This window comes from Paramuribaculum intestinale (assembly GCF_003024925.1).
GTDB classification, from domain to species: domain Bacteria; phylum Bacteroidota; class Bacteroidia; order Bacteroidales; family Muribaculaceae; genus Paramuribaculum; species Paramuribaculum intestinale.
The window spans coordinates 1-16,482 of record NZ_PUED01000040.1 but is presented as its reverse complement, the minus strand read 5'-3'; the positions used below and the strand labels follow the sequence as shown (position 1 = coordinate 16,482).

General features: G+C 51.9%; 18 protein-coding genes, 1 tRNA gene and 1 pseudogene. 8 read left to right on the top strand and 12 right to left on the bottom strand.

From position 1 onward, the window contains the following. Positions 1-130 precede the first annotated feature (130 nt). The 7 genes and pseudogenes from C5O24_RS04755 (at position 131) to C5O24_RS04725 (ending at position 5,285) form a co-directional block, all read left to right on the top strand. Entirely contained in the window at positions 131-1,228 is a 1,098-nt protein-coding gene (locus tag C5O24_RS04755) for an inorganic phosphate transporter (RefSeq protein WP_107681532.1), read from the top strand. A 487-nt stretch (positions 1,229-1,715) separates the two neighbouring features. Then, positions 1,716-2,090, top strand: a complete 375-nt coding sequence (locus C5O24_RS13770) for a hypothetical protein (protein ID WP_133165465.1) — start codon at positions 1,716-1,718, stop codon at positions 2,088-2,090. 75 nt (positions 2,091-2,165) lie between these two features. Further along, positions 2,166-2,567 (top strand): annotated as a pseudogene (locus C5O24_RS04745) (hypothetical protein); the annotation flags it as partial. A 143-nt stretch (positions 2,568-2,710) separates the two neighbouring features. Further along, positions 2,711-3,322 (top strand): TetR/AcrR family transcriptional regulator, encoded by a 612-nt coding sequence (locus tag C5O24_RS04740; protein ID WP_065540271.1) that lies wholly within the window; start codon positions 2,711-2,713, stop codon positions 3,320-3,322. 373 nt (positions 3,323-3,695) lie between these two features. Next, positions 3,696-4,067: an ISAon1 family transposase N-terminal region protein gene (locus tag C5O24_RS04735; RefSeq protein WP_107037111.1), complete on the top strand. Its 372-nt coding sequence runs from the start codon at positions 3,696-3,698 to the stop codon at positions 4,065-4,067. After that, a complete protein-coding gene (locus C5O24_RS04730; RefSeq protein WP_237613087.1) occupies positions 4,042-5,007 on the top strand; it encodes an ISAon1 family transposase in 966 nt (321 codons plus the stop codon). Before C5O24_RS04735 ends, C5O24_RS04730 begins: the two co-directional genes overlap by 26 nt. A gap of 116 nt (positions 5,008-5,123) precedes the next feature. Further along, positions 5,124-5,285, top strand: a complete 162-nt coding sequence (locus tag C5O24_RS04725; RefSeq protein ID WP_107037110.1) for a transposase — start codon at positions 5,124-5,126, stop codon at positions 5,283-5,285. Positions 5,286-5,431: 146 nt separating this feature from the next. Here the strand turns inward: C5O24_RS04725 and C5O24_RS04720 are convergent. Next, positions 5,432-5,505: transfer RNA gene (locus tag C5O24_RS04720), tRNA-Arg, on the bottom strand. Between the two features lie 34 nt (positions 5,506-5,539). Beyond that, the gene (gene dapA / locus C5O24_RS04715) at positions 5,540-6,424 is read right to left on the bottom strand and encodes a 4-hydroxy-tetrahydrodipicolinate synthase (RefSeq protein ID WP_107036746.1); all 885 of its coding nucleotides are present in this window, start codon (positions 6,422-6,424) and stop codon (positions 5,540-5,542) included. Between the two features lie 167 nt (positions 6,425-6,591). On the opposite strand from dapA, the gene C5O24_RS04710 reads away from it, so the two are divergent. Beyond that, positions 6,592-8,481, top strand: a complete 1,890-nt coding sequence (locus tag C5O24_RS04710) for an NAD(+) synthase (RefSeq protein ID WP_107036745.1) — start codon at positions 6,592-6,594, stop codon at positions 8,479-8,481. Positions 8,482-8,522: 41 nt separating this feature from the next. On the opposite strand, the gene C5O24_RS04705 is transcribed toward C5O24_RS04710, so the two are convergent. From C5O24_RS04705 to C5O24_RS04660, 10 genes are all read right to left on the bottom strand, one after another. Then, positions 8,523-9,692, bottom strand: a complete 1,170-nt coding sequence (locus C5O24_RS04705) for a DNA recombination protein RmuC (protein WP_107681530.1) — start codon at positions 9,690-9,692, stop codon at positions 8,523-8,525. Beyond that, the gene (locus C5O24_RS04700; protein ID WP_107681529.1) at positions 9,689-10,249 is read right to left on the bottom strand and encodes a flavin reductase family protein; all 561 of its coding nucleotides are present in this window, start codon (positions 10,247-10,249) and stop codon (positions 9,689-9,691) included. The genes C5O24_RS04705 and C5O24_RS04700 overlap by 4 nt, the downstream gene beginning before the upstream one ends. 8 nt (positions 10,250-10,257) lie before the next feature. After that, complete coding sequence (gene pyrI / locus C5O24_RS04695; RefSeq protein ID WP_107681528.1) at positions 10,258-10,722, bottom strand: aspartate carbamoyltransferase regulatory subunit; 465 nt, start codon at positions 10,720-10,722, stop codon at positions 10,258-10,260. 30 nt (positions 10,723-10,752) lie between these two features. Then, the gene (gene pyrB / locus C5O24_RS04690) at positions 10,753-11,670 is read right to left on the bottom strand and encodes an aspartate carbamoyltransferase (RefSeq protein WP_107681527.1); all 918 of its coding nucleotides are present in this window, start codon (positions 11,668-11,670) and stop codon (positions 10,753-10,755) included. Positions 11,671-11,834: 164 nt separating this feature from the next. Next, the gene (bioD, locus tag C5O24_RS04685) at positions 11,835-12,476 is read right to left on the bottom strand and encodes a dethiobiotin synthase (protein ID WP_107681526.1); all 642 of its coding nucleotides are present in this window, start codon (positions 12,474-12,476) and stop codon (positions 11,835-11,837) included. 54 nt (positions 12,477-12,530) lie between these two features. Beyond that, positions 12,531-13,394, bottom strand: a complete 864-nt coding sequence (lgt, locus tag C5O24_RS04680; RefSeq protein ID WP_370527964.1) for a prolipoprotein diacylglyceryl transferase — start codon at positions 13,392-13,394, stop codon at positions 12,531-12,533. Positions 13,395-13,593: 199 nt separating this feature from the next. Next, on the bottom strand, positions 13,594-14,874 hold the full coding sequence (gene glyA / locus C5O24_RS04675) for a serine hydroxymethyltransferase (RefSeq protein WP_107036738.1): 1,281 nt from the start codon (positions 14,872-14,874) through the stop codon (positions 13,594-13,596). 85 nt (positions 14,875-14,959) lie between these two features. Further along, positions 14,960-15,550: a hypothetical protein gene (locus C5O24_RS04670; protein WP_107036737.1), complete on the bottom strand. Its 591-nt coding sequence runs from the start codon at positions 15,548-15,550 to the stop codon at positions 14,960-14,962. Beyond that, positions 15,547-16,041: an RNA polymerase sigma factor gene (locus C5O24_RS04665; protein WP_107036736.1), complete on the bottom strand. Its 495-nt coding sequence runs from the start codon at positions 16,039-16,041 to the stop codon at positions 15,547-15,549. The genes C5O24_RS04670 and C5O24_RS04665 overlap by 4 nt, the downstream gene beginning before the upstream one ends. A 106-nt stretch (positions 16,042-16,147) precedes the next feature. After that, on the bottom strand, positions 16,148-16,482 hold a 335-nt coding region (locus C5O24_RS04660), incomplete at its 5' end, for an outer membrane beta-barrel protein (protein ID WP_161553806.1).

Below are 16,482 nucleotides of genomic sequence, written 5' to 3'. Positions count from 1 at the left end.
GTTTGGTTCTTCCCGCATTGCCCGGCGGCTGGTAAGATGGACCTTATCATTCCTTTCTTGGTTATGGCGTGTCACACCCGCGAAAGTACGCCGTTGGTTCAACCGTCGTTTTAATGTGGATGAGACCATTATGGATCAAGGTGCGGCTTTCGACCTCATACGCGGCTCTGTCAATCTGGTGCTTGCCGGAGCACTCATTGCCCTCGGCACCTCGCTGAAACTGCCCCTGTCAACCACTTTCGTAACATTTATGGTCGCTATGGGTACTTCTCTTGCCGACAGGGCATGGGGGCGTGAAAGTGCTGTGTTCCGCATCACCGGCGTGATTTCCGTAATCGGCGGTTGGTTTCTTACTGCGGGTGCGGCGTTTATCGGCGCAGGACTGATTGTTGCAGCAATGCACTATGGTGGTCAGTGGGTGATGCTTCTGTTGGCGGCTTTGACGATATTCATAATCATCAACAGCAACCGGAGGTTCAGAAAGAAGACAGAAGAAGATAACGGTGATGCACTGTTCCAGACTATAATATCCACTCAGGATCGGGAGCAGACATGGCCGTTGCTTATGATGTATATCACCGAGCAACAAGAGAAGTTCATGACCTATGCCGAGGAAAAATACCGGGATATAACATCGGCTTTCATAACTGAAAGTTCCGGGGTGCTGAGCAAAACGGAGTCAAGCCTCGCCCGCCAGAAAACCACGCTTAAAAACGCTCGTCGGAAGGAAACTCTGTGCCTGCGTCATTTGACACGCGAGATGGCGATAGAAAAAAGCACTTGGTTCTATCTCAGCAACAACTGCTGTATGGGCATACTTTACAACCTGCGCCGCATCAACGAGGTCTGCAAAGAGCATGTCGACAACAATTTCCTTCCTCTGCCTCCCAAATATATTACTGAATACGAGATGATACGGACACAAATAAGTACACTGTTCAATGATACCGTCAAACTTATGGAGAGCGGGGATACAGATACGATAAGCACTCTTCGCCAACACTGTGACGAGATAAAGGATACTGTTTCCGACACATATCATCGTGTGCATGACCAGCTCCGCGACGGAGACACATCGGCAATGGCTGTTCTGTATGTCTATGTCAATATGCTTCAGGAAACGCAGGAAATGGTATCGTCAATAAGGAAATATCTGCGGGCGTTTGCCAAGCTGCGCGACTCAGATTTCCGCACACGCCCTGCCAAAATCATGGTGCCCACAGTATAAAGTCTAAGTAAAAAGGATTGTACCAAAGGTTGAGATGGGAGTGCATGTCTCCCATCTTTTTTATGTCGTAATTGACTGATAGATTTTAATATTTGTCTAATATTTCCGATATAAACGTGAAATAAAAATGCGGTTACTTTGTATCGAAGAAATACTATAAATCATGTACGTTACAGTTCTCTCGATAATGGCTCTGGCCGGAATCATCGTTATGTTGCGACGGCATATACGCAGACACAAAATCAAGGAAATGTGTTGTATTATTCCCAATAGTCCTGTCGGAAAGTCTTGTTTGACCGTGACGATGCAGTCATGCGGTCCGATTATCGACAAAGCGCTGAAATGTCTTTCAAACAATGACAGTATAGCCGTTTGCAAGAATCATCGAATCGGGTCAGAAACCATTGACATAATCAGTGAGAAAGTCCGGAATTGTTCGGCGGACTCTGATGATACTATCGGCAGGACTGCGCTATATTGTGAATATATGCTTGAGGCTACGGACAAGATTGCCGAAACCACACGTCATCTTGTCACGTCCCCGGATGGCTATATACCTATCTCTTACAAATGTGAGATCGAAACAATTCGTGGAGGGATTGTCCGACTGTCTCAATTAGCTGACAGCATACTCAGTTCAAATGTTGATACAGTGAAGATTAATGGAGATGCGGGTTTGGAGAAAGGTTTTATCGAACACAGCATCGCCATACATTCCAAAGGGATGACCCATGAAGATTTTGATGAAGGAGCCCCCTCATATTCCTATCTGATGCTCTTGTATTATCTTCATTCCTTTATCAGTTCCTTTCTACAGGCAATCAAAAACATTAAAACAAGCAATAAACCAATGACAGCATGAAACGGATTTTAATTAGGGATATTCAGTTAATGGCTTGATTTTTCAAGCTGAAAATGGAGCGTGGTCGCCCTATGGCTGGAGAAGATACCCTCCACCATCGACCAGTACAAGGCAAAGAACGAGGTGCTGGAAAAGGAGATTCCGCAGTTGCAGGAGATAGCGGGCAAGGTGTGGAAAAAGGAGGACGAGCTGAAACAGTTGAAGTCCGAACTTGCCGCGCTTGACCGCAAGATCCAGCTGGAACTTGCGCCGCCTACGCCCGAAGTCGCCGAAAAGGAAAACGACGGGCAGGAGGTCAGACCGGATGCGGAAGGTGTACGGAACTTGCCGTCACAGCATACCGAGGAAGCTCCCCGGATTCGCAACCCAATGAATGAACGAAGTCCATCGGGCAATGAAATTGCCGACCATGTCATCATCGGACGTCCGGGTTTTCAGTTAAAGAATGAAAACCGCCCGAAAGGGATAAAGATATGACCCATGCCATTACAGACCGACCGCACTGTTATGCAGACGCGGTCGGTCTATCTGAATATGGAAGATTCTTCAGCGTTTCTTACCTGTATCTCAAGATAATGTCCTATCTTTGGAAGATAAATATCAATCAATTTAATTTTATCATGATAACCAACCGTGAAGAAGTGCTTGAAAACGCACTGCGCGTTTTCGCCAAGATGAATTATGAGAAGGCAAGTCAGGTAGAGATCGGAAAAGCCTGCGGGCTGACGAAAGCCGGGCTGGTGTACTATTATCCGATAAAGCTGGATCTTTTTGTTGCGGTTATAGATAAATATGTTTTCGGGATGCAGTCGGTGGCAAATAAGTTCCGTTTCAAGGCTGCCACCCTGTCGGAATTTATCGAACAATATATAAAAGGTGTGGAACAGACCATGCGGAAACTCATATCGCTTCTTGATGACGGCAACAATCCGGCAGGATGCAGCTTCAATTTCTATTATTACCATCTTATGATGCAGGTACGGCTTTATTATCCGGATGTGGAGGAAAAGATAGCAGGCATGTTCCGGCAGGACTACGAGTTTTGGAGAGCCGCCATACAGTCGGCAAAGGACACAGGGGAGATACGGCAGGATGTGGACATCGAGGACACAGCCATGCTGTTCCGGCAGGTGTTTTTCGGTCTGTCCTTTGAGCAGTCTTTTTTGAGGGGGCTTGACATACAACGGCTTGCAAGGGAACTGCGCTTCGTCTATTCGCTGTTAAAAGCCTGAAATGTTAAAATTCGAGCGGTTTTGTGTTTTCAGCCGCTTTTTTATGTGTTAAAAACAAACCAATCGGTTTGTTTTTCGGATTATTTCGCTAATTTTGGGGTCATGGAATCTATAGCCGGGAAATTATGGATAAGATACTAAAACAACGTGGCAGCATCGTCCGCGATAGCTCCGTAACTCGATTTTTGAGACTGTTTTTTAATTCAAAATTGTTCCACGGGTGTATTTGCCTGAAAATCAATAGATTAAAGTGTTAATACAATCGTTCCACGCCCCAATTTTCTAACATCAATTAACAAACCCTACCCACCTAAAAACGGGTCAAGCCGAAAGCACGGTGCATGAATTTTGAGAAAAGTGTTAAATTTGTGGCATGAAAACCGCAGATGCAATATGGATGTGCCTGCCCGAGGGCATGGACGAACTATTTGAAATGGTGCGCTTCGAGCGCACGGAACAGTCCTATGACATATGGCTTGACGAAAAGAAGAAACTGTCTGATGAAGACTATCGTAATCCAAATATCGTAGCGCGAGGCTATACGGATTATGTAACAATACAGGACTATCCGATGCGTGGACGGCCTGTATTTCTTCACATGCGCAAGAACAAGTGGTGGGACAGGCAGACCAACGAAATCTTCAGCTACAATCTCGAACTTCCCAACGAGGAAGGAACACGACTCAGCGCCGAGTTCGTGGCTTTTTTAAAAGACGAAGGTGGAGACGACAGCCCTGTCGATTAAACAGATAGCGCAGATGTACTGCGTCAACGGCAAACATTTTGCCGACTTGTACCGCAATAAGATAAGCGGTTACGCCGACTGGTGCGAACAGGAGCTTGGCTGTGGGTTCTATTTCAACGCCGATAATATCGGCCCTTACATGAGTCTTGATGAGACGTGTCTGAGCAACGGGGAGGTATGGACGTTCCTGACCAACAAGGACGGCCACGGAGGCAAGGGAACACTTGCGGCAGCCATTCCCGGAACAAAGAGTGACGAAATTATATCCATACTCATCGGAGCTATGGAGAAATCAATCAGACGCAGGGTCAAGGAAGTGACCTGCGATCTCTCGCCATCAATGATGCTCATAGCCGCAGAAGTGTTCTATAACGCCCATGTAGTCAACGACCGTTTTCATGTCCAACAGGTCTATAATGAGGCCGTTGACGAAATCCGCATTGACATTCGCCGACAGCTCATCGCAGAGGAAAACAACCGCAACAAGTCCGAACCGCCGGTAACGTACTCCAACGGAGAGACCATGCGCCAGATACTGGCCCGCAGCAAACACACTCTGATGATGTCGCAGAACAAATGGACTGACATACAGCGCCATCGTGTCAACATACTGTTCAAATACTATCCAATGTTGAAGGCTGCATACAGCCTTGCGATGGAGCTGCGCAAGATTTTCAACGCTAAAATCTCACCGACAAAAGCCATGGGGAGGATGAACAAGTGGTATGAAAAGGTAATGGCATTGGGTAACAACAACTTCCGCTCGGTAATCAAAACATTCAAGAACCACGCCCCAACAATCCTGAACTATTTCCGTCGTCGTGCGACCAATGCCTCTGCCGAGGCATTCAACTCTAAAGTCAAAATATTTCGCTCACAAATGCGTGGTGTCCGGGACCGCGACTTCTTCATCTTCCGATTAGTCAAACTCTACGCCTAAAAATTTAACACTTCTAATTGCCCAATTTAACATATGCACCGTGCTTTTCGGCTTGAGCCCGATTAGTCAAACTCTACGCCTAAAAATTTAACACTTCTAATTGCCCAATTTAACATATGCACCGTGCTTTCGGCTTGAGCCTGAACTACTTCCGTCATCATGCGACCAATGCCTCTGCCGAGGCATTCAACTCTAAAGTCAAAATATTTCGCTCACAAATGCGTGGTGTCCGAGACCGCGACTTCTTCATCTTCCGATTGGTCAAACTCTACGCTTAAAAATTTAACACTTCTAATTGCCCAATTTAACATATGCACCGTGCTTTCGGCTTGAGCCGATAAAAGAGCCTAAATTTCACTAATAGATACAAATAAAGCGTTGAGAATAAACTTTAATTAGCTTATTTTCAACACTTTATATTATGTGATCCGGATGCGACTCGAACGCATGACCGTCTGCTTAGAAGGCAGATGCTCTATCCAGCTGAGCTACCGGACCGATTGGCGTATTTACGGGCGCAAAGTTACAAAATTTAGTTGAGCGAGTCAAGCACTTTGCGTATCTTTTCGTAAGTAGTGATGCGCGTCGGAACAAGAGGAAGGCGTAACTCGTTCTCTATAAATCCCATAGCATGGAGCAGGCATTTCACGCCTGCGGGATTGCCGTCGACAAACAGCAGCGAGAACAGGTCGGTGAAGCGGTGGTGGATCATGCGGGCTGCATCGAAATCTCCTTCGAGCGCCAGACGTGTCATTTTGGCGAATTCTTTTGGAAAGGCGTTGCCTATCACTGAGATCACTCCTATAGCGCCGAGAGTGATCAGCGGAAAGGTGATGCCGTCATCGCCCGATATCACCGAGAAGCTGTCGGACTTGTGTTTGATTATATCGTCCATCTGGTTGATGTTGCCCGAAGCTTCTTTTATCGCCACTATGCCCGGATGGTCGGCGGCGAGCCGCAGGGTAGTGTCGGCGGTCATGTTGACGCCGGTACGTCCTGGAACGTTATACAGTATCACCGGCACAGGCGATGCCTTCGCTATGGCCGAATAGTGCTGGTAGATGCCCTCCTGAGATGGTTTGTTGTAGTAGGGGACTACCGACAGTATGGCGTCGAACTGCGAGCTGTCCACGCGCTCGGCCTCTTTGACAACGTCGGCGGTGCAGTTGCCGCCGCAGCCTACTACCAGGGGCACGCGACCTCCGACGTGGTCGGCCACGAATTGTTTTATGTCACGCCGCTCCTCGGGGCTGAGTGCCGGCGTCTCGGCCGTAGTGCCCAGCACCACAAGATAGTCTACCCCGTTTTTTATCTGATAGTCGAGCAGGCGTGCCAGCGCCTGATAATCGACTGATTTGTCTTTTTTGAACGGCGTGATAAGTGCCACGCCCATTCCTCTGAGGTTGATATGCGACATAGTGTCAGTGAAAGGATCTGTGTAAATGTTCACGCAAAATTACGGATTAATTGAGTAAACACAAAATCACCTCGATTTTTTAGCCATTTTTAGAATATGCGATAAAAGGCTTTTTGTAATTTTGCACGCGACAACATTTAACGTGCTAACAGAATACATAGATATATATGACCAACGGATTTTTCAGAGTTGCGGCCGTGGCGCCTCATGTCAGAGTGGCTGATGTCGATGCAAATGTCGATGTCATTATCCGCTATGCCGCGGAGCTTGACGCCAAGGGTGTAGAGGTGGTGGTGTTCCCGGAGTTGAGCATCACGGGTTATACATGCGGCGATCTGTTCCACACAGAGCTTCTGTTGCAGAAAGCGTTGGCCGGCCTGCGTCGTATCGAGGATTTCACTCGCGATAAGACTATTGATCTGATCGTCGGCCTGCCGGTGGCGTCGGAGGGCACAGTATTCAATTGTGCCGCCCACGTATCCAAAGGCGTGTCGACGATAATCCGCAAGACTTATATACCTAATTATAATGAATTCTACGAGCGCCGATGGTTTGCTCCGGCGCCCAACGATGAATACCAGCCTGTAATACTGACCCATGGAGTTTATATCGGCATGGAGATCTGCGAGGACCTGTGGGTCACTGTGCCGCCCTCCTGCTCGCTGGCCATGGCCGGAGCCGAGGTGATCTTCAATCTCTCGGCGTCCGACGAGCTTGTCGGCAAGCATGCTTCGTCGCTCACTCTCATCCGCCAGCAGTCGGCGCGTTGCAAAGCCGGTTATGTCTATGCGTCGGCGGGCAGGGGAGAGTCGTCGTCCGATGTTGTGTTCTCCGGCAAGGCCATTGTGGCCGAACAGGGACGCCTGCTTGTGGCAAACGACCGCTGGAACCCCGATGACAACTGCGTTATAGCCGACATCGATATTGAGGCTCTGCGCCACGACCGCATCCACAGTTCCACATTCGCCGACTGCGCGCGCCGGCACGGGCGTCAGGCGCCGAGGCTCACGGAAATCCCGCCCGAAAGTCCGTTTGACATGGATTACGGACTGACCTATCGCACCATCGATCCGCATCCGTTCGTGCCATCAGATCCGACAAGCCTTGCCGATACATGCGAGGAAGTGGATCATATTCTTGTGACGGCTCTCTCGCAGCGGCTGACGGCCATCGGATGTCGCCGGGCCGTTATCGGTATTTCAGGCGGCCTGGATTCTACGCTCGCACTTCTTATCACCGTGCGCACGTTCGACCGTCTGGGGTATGACCGCAGCGGCATAATCGGCATAACTATGCCCGGATTCGGCACCACCGACCGCACCTATACCAATGCACTTGAAATGATGCGCTGTCTTGGTATCACGATGAGGGAAATTCCTATTTCAACGGCTGTAATGCAGCATTTCGCCGACATCCGACATGATCCGCATGTGCATGATGCCGCCTATGAGAATGCACAGGCGAGAGAGCGCACACAGATACTGATGGACGTGGCCAATCAGGAAGAAGCAATAGTGATCGGCACCGGCGACATGTCGGAGATCGCTCTTGGATGGTGCACCTACAATGGCGACCAGATGTCGATGTATTCTATCAATGCCGGAGTACCGAAAACGCTGATCCGCAGCATCGTCAGCTGGTTCGCGTCGCAGGCGGAGCCTAAGCTCGCGGCCACGCTCGCCGACGTCGTTTCCACACCCATCAGCCCCGAACTGACTCCGGCCGACAGCGAGGGCGCCATCAAGCAGAAGACAGAGGATCTTGTCGGACCTTACGAGCTTCATGATTTCTTCCTGTTCTACTTCATCCGTTTCGGATTTTCGCCGCGGCGCATCTATTATCTTGCCATCAACGCATTCCGTAGCGCTTATGCCCCGGAAGTCATAATGCACTGGCTTCGCACGTTCTGCCGCAGATTCTTTACCCAGCAGTTCAAGCGTCAGGCCATGCCTGACGGCCCCAAAGTGGGCAGCGTAGGTCTGTCGCCTCGTGGCGACTGGCGCATGCCTTCCGACGCCACCGCAGCCATGTGGCTCCGGCAGCTCGACGAAATCTGAAAGAAAAAATCTATGTAGTGGGGCGGGGCGGATAACGTACGTCACTCCTTGCGAAGCTGCTTGCTCACCTTGGCACCCATCTCCTGAAGTTTCTCGGCTCTTGACATCAGCGATCCCTTGCCGCCGCTGAGTTTGTTGACGGCCGCATCATAGGCTCGTTGTGCAGCACCGAGCGATGCGCCGATCTTGTTGAGATCCTTTACAAAGTCGGAAAATTTGTCGTACATCCGCCCGGCGGCTTCGGCTATCTCTATGGTGTTGCGCGTCTGCTTGTCGCGCACCCATAGCTGCGATATCAGCCTTAACGCCGATATGAGATGTGTCGGCGACACTATCAGCACCCTCTTGTCATAGGCCCGTTGCCATAGATCGGCATCGTGTTGCATAGCGGCCAGATATGCCGCCTCGTTGGGTATGAACATCATGACGAAGTCGAGCGTTTCGTCGCCGGCAAGATTCTCGTAATGTTTTGCCCCGAGCATATCCACATGGCGTCGCACCGACTCCACGTGGCGGCGGGCTGCAAGTTTGCGCGCCTCGTCGTCGCGCGCCTCGGTCAGCTCGATAAAGGCTGTGAGCGAGGCTTTTGAATCGATAATTATACACCTTCGGTCGGGATAGTGCACCACTACGTCCGGACGAAGCCTTAGCCTCTCTCCCTCGTCGGTTCCGGTGTCGTGTGAAGCCTGTGTGGTGAACTCATGCCCTTCGCGGAGTCCTGATTTTTCAAGTATTGTCTGGAGCACTATCTCGCCCCATTGTCCCTGACGGCGGTTGTTGCCGCGCAGAGCCTGCGATAGTTCGCGAGCCTCGCGTCCGATGTTCTGGTTGGTTTCCACCAGAGTGCGTATAGCCTGTTGCAGCGAGAAACGCTCACGCGCCTCATCGGCATAACATTGTCCCACGGTGGCGCTGAATCGCTCTATGTCGGCTTTTAGCGGCGCGAGCACCTGTTGCAGCCGCTCCTCGTTGCGATGCCGCATGTCGCTGGCCTGAGCAGCCATTATATCCGATGCAATGTGTCTGAACCGTTCGGCATCCTCGTCGCGCCGACACCGTTCTTCCTCGGCGGCCGTGGCGGCCAGTCTTAGGCGTTCCTCCAGCCTGACGCGCTGTTGTTCCGACTCGTGCAGACGGCGCTGCGAGCGCACGTACATCGTGGCCGTGCCCACCAGCAGAGCCACCGTTACAAGCAAGGCTATCGCGGTCATTTCTTTTTGACAGTCCAGCCAAACCGGCCTATCTCCTCGCCTTGACGGTAGTAATGGCCATGTGAGTAGTTGATGAGTCCGGCCTGTCCGAGATCGAAAGCGCCGGTCGACGGATCAAGCAGACTGTCGTCGGCAAGCACGCCGAGCACCTCGGCTATCATCATGTCATGACTGCCGAGATGCATTATCTCCTTCACGCGGCATTCGATGCTTAAAGGCGACTCCACGATATACGGACACGACACATTGACGCCTTTCCCTTTTGTCAGTCCGGTCACCTCCCACTTGTCGATGTCGCGCCCCGACTTCACTCCGCAGAGATCAGTAGCGTGAGCCATGCTTTCAGTGGTGAGATTGATCGTGAACTCCATCGTCGATGCTATGATCGGGTAAGAGTGGCGCTCTGGTCTGACGGAGATATAGCACATGGCCGGGTTGGTGCAGATGGTGCCGGTCCATGCCACGGTGATGAGGTTGGAGCGTTCCATGTCGCCGCAGCTCACCAGCACCGCCGGCAACGGATATATCATCGTCCCGGGCTTCCAGATCTGTTTCATCGCCTGTCTCAGCAGAGTTGCACATCGGCGCTTCTCACTTCCTTGCAGCAGTAGTTGCAGCGGAGCGTGAGCGAATTCCTGTCGTGAGCCACCGTGAAGCGTGTGCGCATCGGCTCATTGTTGGTGATGCACTTTGGATTCCCGCAACGCACGATCCCTACGATCTCGTCGGGAAGCTCTACATGGTGTTTTTCCACGACCTCAAAGTCACGGATTATATTGATTACTGCTCCGGGGGCTATGATGGCGATGCGGTTGAGTGTCTCCTCGGGGAAAAACACGTCGGCGATCTTTATTATTCCCTTGCTGCCCATCAGTCGCGAATCAAGGTTATTGCCGATCGTGACATGGGTGTCTACGTTCTCTATGCCGAGAAGCTTCACAACCTTGAACAGTGCTGTACTCGGTATATGGTCTATCACTGTGCCGTTGCGCAGCGCCGCCACGGCAAGCTCTTTTTTTGCGGTATTCATTGACGTTTACTGATTAGAGAGGATAGGTGGTCAAGCGTTCTCGATGCCGAGCGCGCGGCATATTATAGCCTGGCGGGCATACAGTCCGTTGCGCGCCTGATCGAAGTAGTAGGCTTTCGGATTGTCGTCCACATCCTGATCGATCTCGGTGATGCGGGGGAGCGGATGCAGCACTCTGAGGTTGTCCTTGGCATCGGCAAGCATGGCGTTGCGCAGTGTATAGAGGTTTTTCACCTTTTCATATTCCATGATGTCGGTGAACCGCTCGCGCTGCACTCGTGTCATGTACAGTATGTCGGATGCATTTATCACTTCGGGCGAGAAGTCAGTGTGTTCGGTGTACTTTATGCCGTTGCGGTCACACAGATCCTTGTATTCGTCGGGCATTCTCAACTCCTCGCAAGCCACGAAATGAAACGTCGGATTGAAGTATCTCATAGCCTGGATGAGCGAATGCACCGTGCGTCCATACTTCAGATCGCCCACCATAGTGATGGTAAGATCCTCCAGTTTCCCCTGGGTCTTGTAGATCGAATAGAGGTCGAGCATTGTCTGCGACGGATGCTGGTTGGCGCCGTCGCCGGCATTTATCACCGGCACGTCGGTCACTTCGGTGGCATATCTTGCCGCGCCTTCGAGATAGTGGCGCATCACGATCAGATCCACGTAGTTGCTCACCATCTTTATGGTGTCCTTGAGGGTCTCTCCTTTAGCCGAGCTGCTTGTGCTCGCATCGGAGAAGCCTATGACACGTCCGCCGAGCCGGTTGACGGCCGTTTCAAAGCTCAGTCGTGTACGTGTGGATGGTTCGAAAAACAGTGTGGCCACAACCTTGCCTTCAAGCAGACGTCGGTTGGGATTCTCTTCGAAGTGGCGCGCCGACTCCAGAAGCTGGAGTATCTCGTCGCGGCTTATATCGTCGATTGAAACGAGGCTTTTGCTATTCATGGCTCGCGTGTGATTGAAAAAATGGTTTTCGCAAAGATAACAGATTCCCGCTCTCTCTGCAAGTGTTGAGTCTGATTTTTTTGCTTTATACTATGGCGCGGCGCTGCCATTCCGTGTCATCATTCCGTGTTTCGCTCGCGGCAGCCTCCCCGTCCGGTTTCGTGTCAGAGTGTGGGCACGAGCATGAACGGTGTGCCGGGGAAATGCCGTTCCACATACGCCCGCAGATAGGCCTGCGTGTCGGGAGCTATCACTGCATCCGTGTCGAAGTGAGTGTTGTAGAGTATCGAATGCAGCTTCATGCCACGTGATGCAATCGCCTCAAGCGACAGTATAGTGTGGTTGATCGATCCGAGCCGGCCATTGGTCACTAGTGCCACCGGCATATTTCTTTGAAGCGGATAGTCGATGGTGAGCATCTCGTCGGTCAGTGGCACCATCAGGCCGCCGGCTCCCTCCACCAATACGGTGTCGTAGCATTCCGACAACCGTCGCAAGGCGCTGTCGATAGCCTCGAAATCTATGCTGCGTCCGTCGATGCGTGCCGCGAGATGAGGCGATGCCGGATAGCTGAATATCTGTGGTGCGGTAGTCAGATCGTCATCTTCAGGAAGGGGAGTGCCTGTCAGACGTCGGTGTATCTCTATATCCTCGGAGCGTCCGTCGCATCCGGTCTGGATAAACTTCATGGTGGCCACCCGTCTGCCCTGTGCGGCCATTTGACAGGCAAGCCACCCTGTGGCATAACTTTTGCCGGCGTCAGTGTCTATGCCCGATATGAAAATGGTTTCTTTATGATCGTTCATTGTCATGATTGCTGTTAGCCCGAATCAGTCGGGTCTCGGTTGGTGTAATGTGGCTTATCTCCTGCGCTTGCCGTCGGACGGTTCGTCGGCATAGCGGTCGGGAAACGCGATCTCTACTTTCGGACGACACAATGACCATATTACCAGCACTATGCCGGCTATTACAAACGGAATGCTCAGCAACTGTCCCATGTTGAGCGCCATATCGGCTTCAAAAGCAGTCTGGTCGTTCTTGATGAATTCGATGATAAACCGGGGAAGAAATATCCCGATGAGAAACACTCCGAACAGCAGACCCGGACGCTGCTCGGCATTCTTGCGCCAATACATCCACATAAGAAGCGCAAACAGTATGAAATAGCAGAGCGCCTCATAGAGCTGCGTCGGATGGCAGGCCTGGCCATAGTACATTTCGTGCCACTGGCGCGACCGCAGGAACATGAAGCCCCAGGGCAGGGTGGTGGCAGTGCCGAATATTTCCGAATTGATCAGGTTGCCGATGCGTATCAGGCCGGCCACCAGAGCCACCGGTATCACCAGGCGGTCGAATGTCCATATCGGACTACGGCGGGTGGTAAACAGCGAATATAGCAATACTGCAATGATTATCGCTATCGTGCCGCCGTGGCTTGCGAGGCCTCCCTCCCATATCTTGAATATTTCAAGAGGATGCTGGCTGTAATATGACCACTCGTAGAAAAACACATGGCCGAGGCGTGCACCGATCATCGTCGCGCATACTACCCATATCAGCAGTATGCCTACCCAGCGCTCTGGGGCGCCTTCGTGGCGGTATATTCTGCCTAGAATGCTTGTCCCGGCAAGAAATCCGATGGCGAACATCAGTCCGTACCACCGGATGTTGACCGGACTGCTGATTATGTCGGGGCTGACGTTCCACACCACGAAATCCAGTATTCCCATATCAGTAAAATATATGCTGTTTGATTATATTGTTTGCGCTCTCTTTTTTGCCGTTCAATATGTTGTATTGGCTTTGGCTGGAAACAGGCGGAGCGGAGAGTCGGAGCTGCATGCAATCGCAACGAGCGGCAACACGATGGGTGTTGCCGCCATAAGTTGCAGTATAGTTGATCCTGATGTCATCGGTTGTCGGTCAATACGCGAAGATCGGATATTTTTCCATCATCGCATTGACACGGTTTCTGACTGCTGCGATCACTTCTTGGTTTTCAGGATCGGAGAGCACAGTGTCGATCAGTTCCACAATGGTATCCATCTGATCCTCTTTGACGCCGCGTGTGGTTATGGCCGGTGTGCCGAATCGTATGCCCGAGGTCTGGAACGGTGAGCGGCTGTCAAACGGAACCATGTTCTTGTTGGCCGTGATGTCGGCGTCGACCAGTGCGCGCTCCGCGACTTTGCCGGTGAGGTCGGGGAATTTTGTGCGGAGATCCACCAGCACACAGTGGTTGTCTGTGCCGCCTGATACGATCTTGTAACCGCGCCGTGTGAGGGCTTCGGCCATGGCGCGTGCGTTGGTGAGCACCTGTTGCTGGTAGGCTTTGAACTCCGGTTTCAGAGCTTCGCCGAAGGCCACAGCCTTGGCGGCTATGACATGTTCGAGCGGGCCGCCTTGTGTGCCTGGGAACACAGCCATATCAAGCAGCGACGACATCATGCGCACCTGTCCTTTGGGAGTGGTCTTGCCCCAGGGATTGGGGAAATCCTTGCCAAGCAGTATCATGCCGCCACGCGGTCCGCGGAGTGTCTTGTGGGTGGTGGTGGTGACGATATGGGCGTGGCGCAGCGGATTGTCGAGAAGTCCGGCTGCAATAAGGCCTGCAGGGTGGGCCATGTCGACCATCAGCAGGGCGCCGATCTCGTCGGCCAGACGGCGCATGCGGGCATAATCCCATTCGCGGCTGTAGGCGCTTGCGCCGCCGATGATCAGGGCCGGACGTTCGCGGCGCGCCACCTCTTCCATCTGGTCATAGTCCACCAGACCGGTTTCGGCGCTGACATTATATTCAAGGGCCTGAAACATCAGGCCTGAAAAGTTGACGGGAGATCCGTGCGACAGATGGCCGCCGTGAGAGAGATTCAGACCCAGAAATTTGTCGCCGGGTTTGAGGCATGCCATGAATACGGCCATGTTGGCCTGGGCGCCTGAATGGGGCTGAACATTGACATATTCGGCTCCGAAAAGTTCTTTGGCACGGTCGATGGCTATCTGCTCCACTTCGTCGACCACGCCGCATCCTCCATAATAGCGGTGGCCGGGATAGCCTTCGGCATATTTATTGGTCAGGCACGAACCCATTGCCTGCATCACCTCGTCGCTGACGAAGTTCTCCGATGCGATGAGTTCGATACCCTTTGCCTGGCGCTGATGTTCGCGCTCGATGAGGTCAAAAATCACTGAGTCTTTTTCCATTGTCGGTTGGATTGATGTGTATTTATCGGCAAAGTTACAAAAATATTTTAAGAGATCGTCTAAATTATGTTCAGAACCTGGGCGTTCAGCTGTCGAGATCGGCTCGAAGTGCAGCCAGGGATCTCTTGATGCCTTGCTTCACGTTGATCCCGATGGCTATGCCGATGATCAGTCCTATGCCACCGCCGGCCAGTGCCGGCAGATGATCCAGGCCGATGCTGTGGAATAGCCATGCCAGTAGCGGAAGTCCGGTCAAAGCTCCCAGTATCGTGTGGCGCTTGAGTCCGATCTCCACCGAAGCTACCGCTTTCAGCGAGCCGATCACGTTGCTGTGGGAACAGTCTACGCGGTCGAGCATCGAGCGTAGCCGTGATATGCTTGTGGCCATGATGATGAAGAATATAGACATGGCTATGCTCAGCCACAGGTTGCCGTGGGCTGTTGGGTAGGTGGAGGCCGGCACGACCAGCGCACAGATGTAGCTTATCCACATTTGTCGTGAGAATATGCGACGGAGGCGCTGCAGGCTCGAATCGACATGGCGTCGCCGCAGGGCTGAGATGGTCTTCTCTACACTGCCTTCCAGCGAGTCAATGCGCAGGTTGGCATTTTTCCATGCTCTGCGCAGGTCAGTAGTGTTGTCGGGCATATCTTGCGGATGGATTGATTCGTTCATTCTGTCTGTTTTCTGAGTCGTTGTTTAATACGGTGAAGACGCGAGGCCACATTTGCCCGCGTCATGCCGACGATGTCGGCGATCTGGTCGTAGGAGCAATCCTCAAGCCACAGCAGCACTATGGCTTTGTCCACCTTGCCGAGAGAGCCGATAAGCCGGTACATCTCGCGTAGCTGTTCGGTATGAGATCCGTCATCGGCTTCGATCTCTATGGCCTGGTCGACATCTACGTTGATCCCGCGCGGACGGTGTTTGCGGTAGAAGCTGACACATGAGTTCAGCGCCACGCGGTAGATCCATGTCGACTCGGCAGCTTCGCCACGGAAAGAATTAAGACCGGTCCACATGTTGATCATTACCTCCTGACACAGATCCTTGAAATGTTCAGTATCTGTGGCATAGAGATAACACACCTTGTAGATCAGCTGCCTGTGGCGGGCCAGCAGATCCATGAATCGGTCGGTGCTGTCGGTCGGTGTGATAGCATTCATATCATCTGTTTGACGCGTCAGATTCGAAAAAATTGCATTGACCCTAAAAAAATGACGCCGCTCCCGATCGGGAACGGCGTCAAAAGTGGGTCTATAAGGTTGTGTGTCAGAACAGATATGCCGCTGTTACAGTCCAGTAACGATTTTTTGCGTCTATGTTCTGCGCGCCGTTGGTCAGACCTACGCTCTCAAACGCCTTGGTCATGCCTATGCCGTAGCTTGCGCTTACCTGGATATGCTTTATCAGCTCTACACCGAAGCCGAAGTTCCACGCCACGTCGGTCTTCTTGTTTTTGAATTCGCGAAAGCTCTCCTTGCTGGTCAGGAACGAGAACGACGGGCCGGTGGTGAGAAACGGTTTTACTATCGACGCCACTACCGGAACGTTGATCTTCCATTTCAGATTGAGGGGAATTTCGATATATTCGCGCTTGTCGATGG

Bases quoted from the DNA above. Each gene is read 5' to 3' on its own strand.
- C5O24_RS04755 (WP_107681532.1), top strand. From the start codon at position 131: ATGGATCAAGGTGCGGCTTTCGACCTCATACGCGGCTCTGTCAATCTG.
- C5O24_RS13770 (WP_133165465.1), top strand. From the start codon at position 1,716: ATGCTTGAGGCTACGGACAAGATTGCCGAAACCACACGTCATCTTGTC.
- C5O24_RS04740 (WP_065540271.1), top strand. From the start codon at position 2,711: ATGATAACCAACCGTGAAGAAGTGCTTGAAAACGCACTGCGCGTTTTC.
- C5O24_RS04735 (WP_107037111.1), top strand. From the start codon at position 3,696: ATGAAAACCGCAGATGCAATATGGATGTGCCTGCCCGAGGGCATGGAC.
- C5O24_RS04725 (WP_107037110.1), top strand. From the start codon at position 5,124: ATGCACCGTGCTTTCGGCTTGAGCCTGAACTACTTCCGTCATCATGCG.
- dapA (WP_107036746.1), bottom strand. From the start codon at position 6,424: ATGTCGCATATCAACCTCAGAGGAATGGGCGTGGCACTTATCACGCCG.
- C5O24_RS04710 (WP_107036745.1), top strand. From the start codon at position 6,592: ATGACCAACGGATTTTTCAGAGTTGCGGCCGTGGCGCCTCATGTCAGA.
- C5O24_RS04705 (WP_107681530.1), bottom strand. From the start codon at position 9,692: ATGACCGCGATAGCCTTGCTTGTAACGGTGGCTCTGCTGGTGGGCACG.
- C5O24_RS04700 (WP_107681529.1), bottom strand. From the start codon at position 10,249: ATGAAACAGATCTGGAAGCCCGGGACGATGATATATCCGTTGCCGGCG.
- pyrI (WP_107681528.1), bottom strand. From the start codon at position 10,722: ATGAATACCGCAAAAAAAGAGCTTGCCGTGGCGGCGCTGCGCAACGGC.
- pyrB (WP_107681527.1), bottom strand. From the start codon at position 11,670: ATGAATAGCAAAAGCCTCGTTTCAATCGACGATATAAGCCGCGACGAG.
- bioD (WP_107681526.1), bottom strand. From the start codon at position 12,476: ATGAACGATCATAAAGAAACCATTTTCATATCGGGCATAGACACTGAC.
- glyA (WP_107036738.1), bottom strand. From the start codon at position 14,874: ATGGAAAAAGACTCAGTGATTTTTGACCTCATCGAGCGCGAACATCAG.
- C5O24_RS04670 (WP_107036737.1), bottom strand. From the start codon at position 15,550: ATGAACGAATCAATCCATCCGCAAGATATGCCCGACAACACTACTGAC.
- C5O24_RS04665 (WP_107036736.1), bottom strand. From the start codon at position 16,041: ATGAATGCTATCACACCGACCGACAGCACCGACCGATTCATGGATCTG.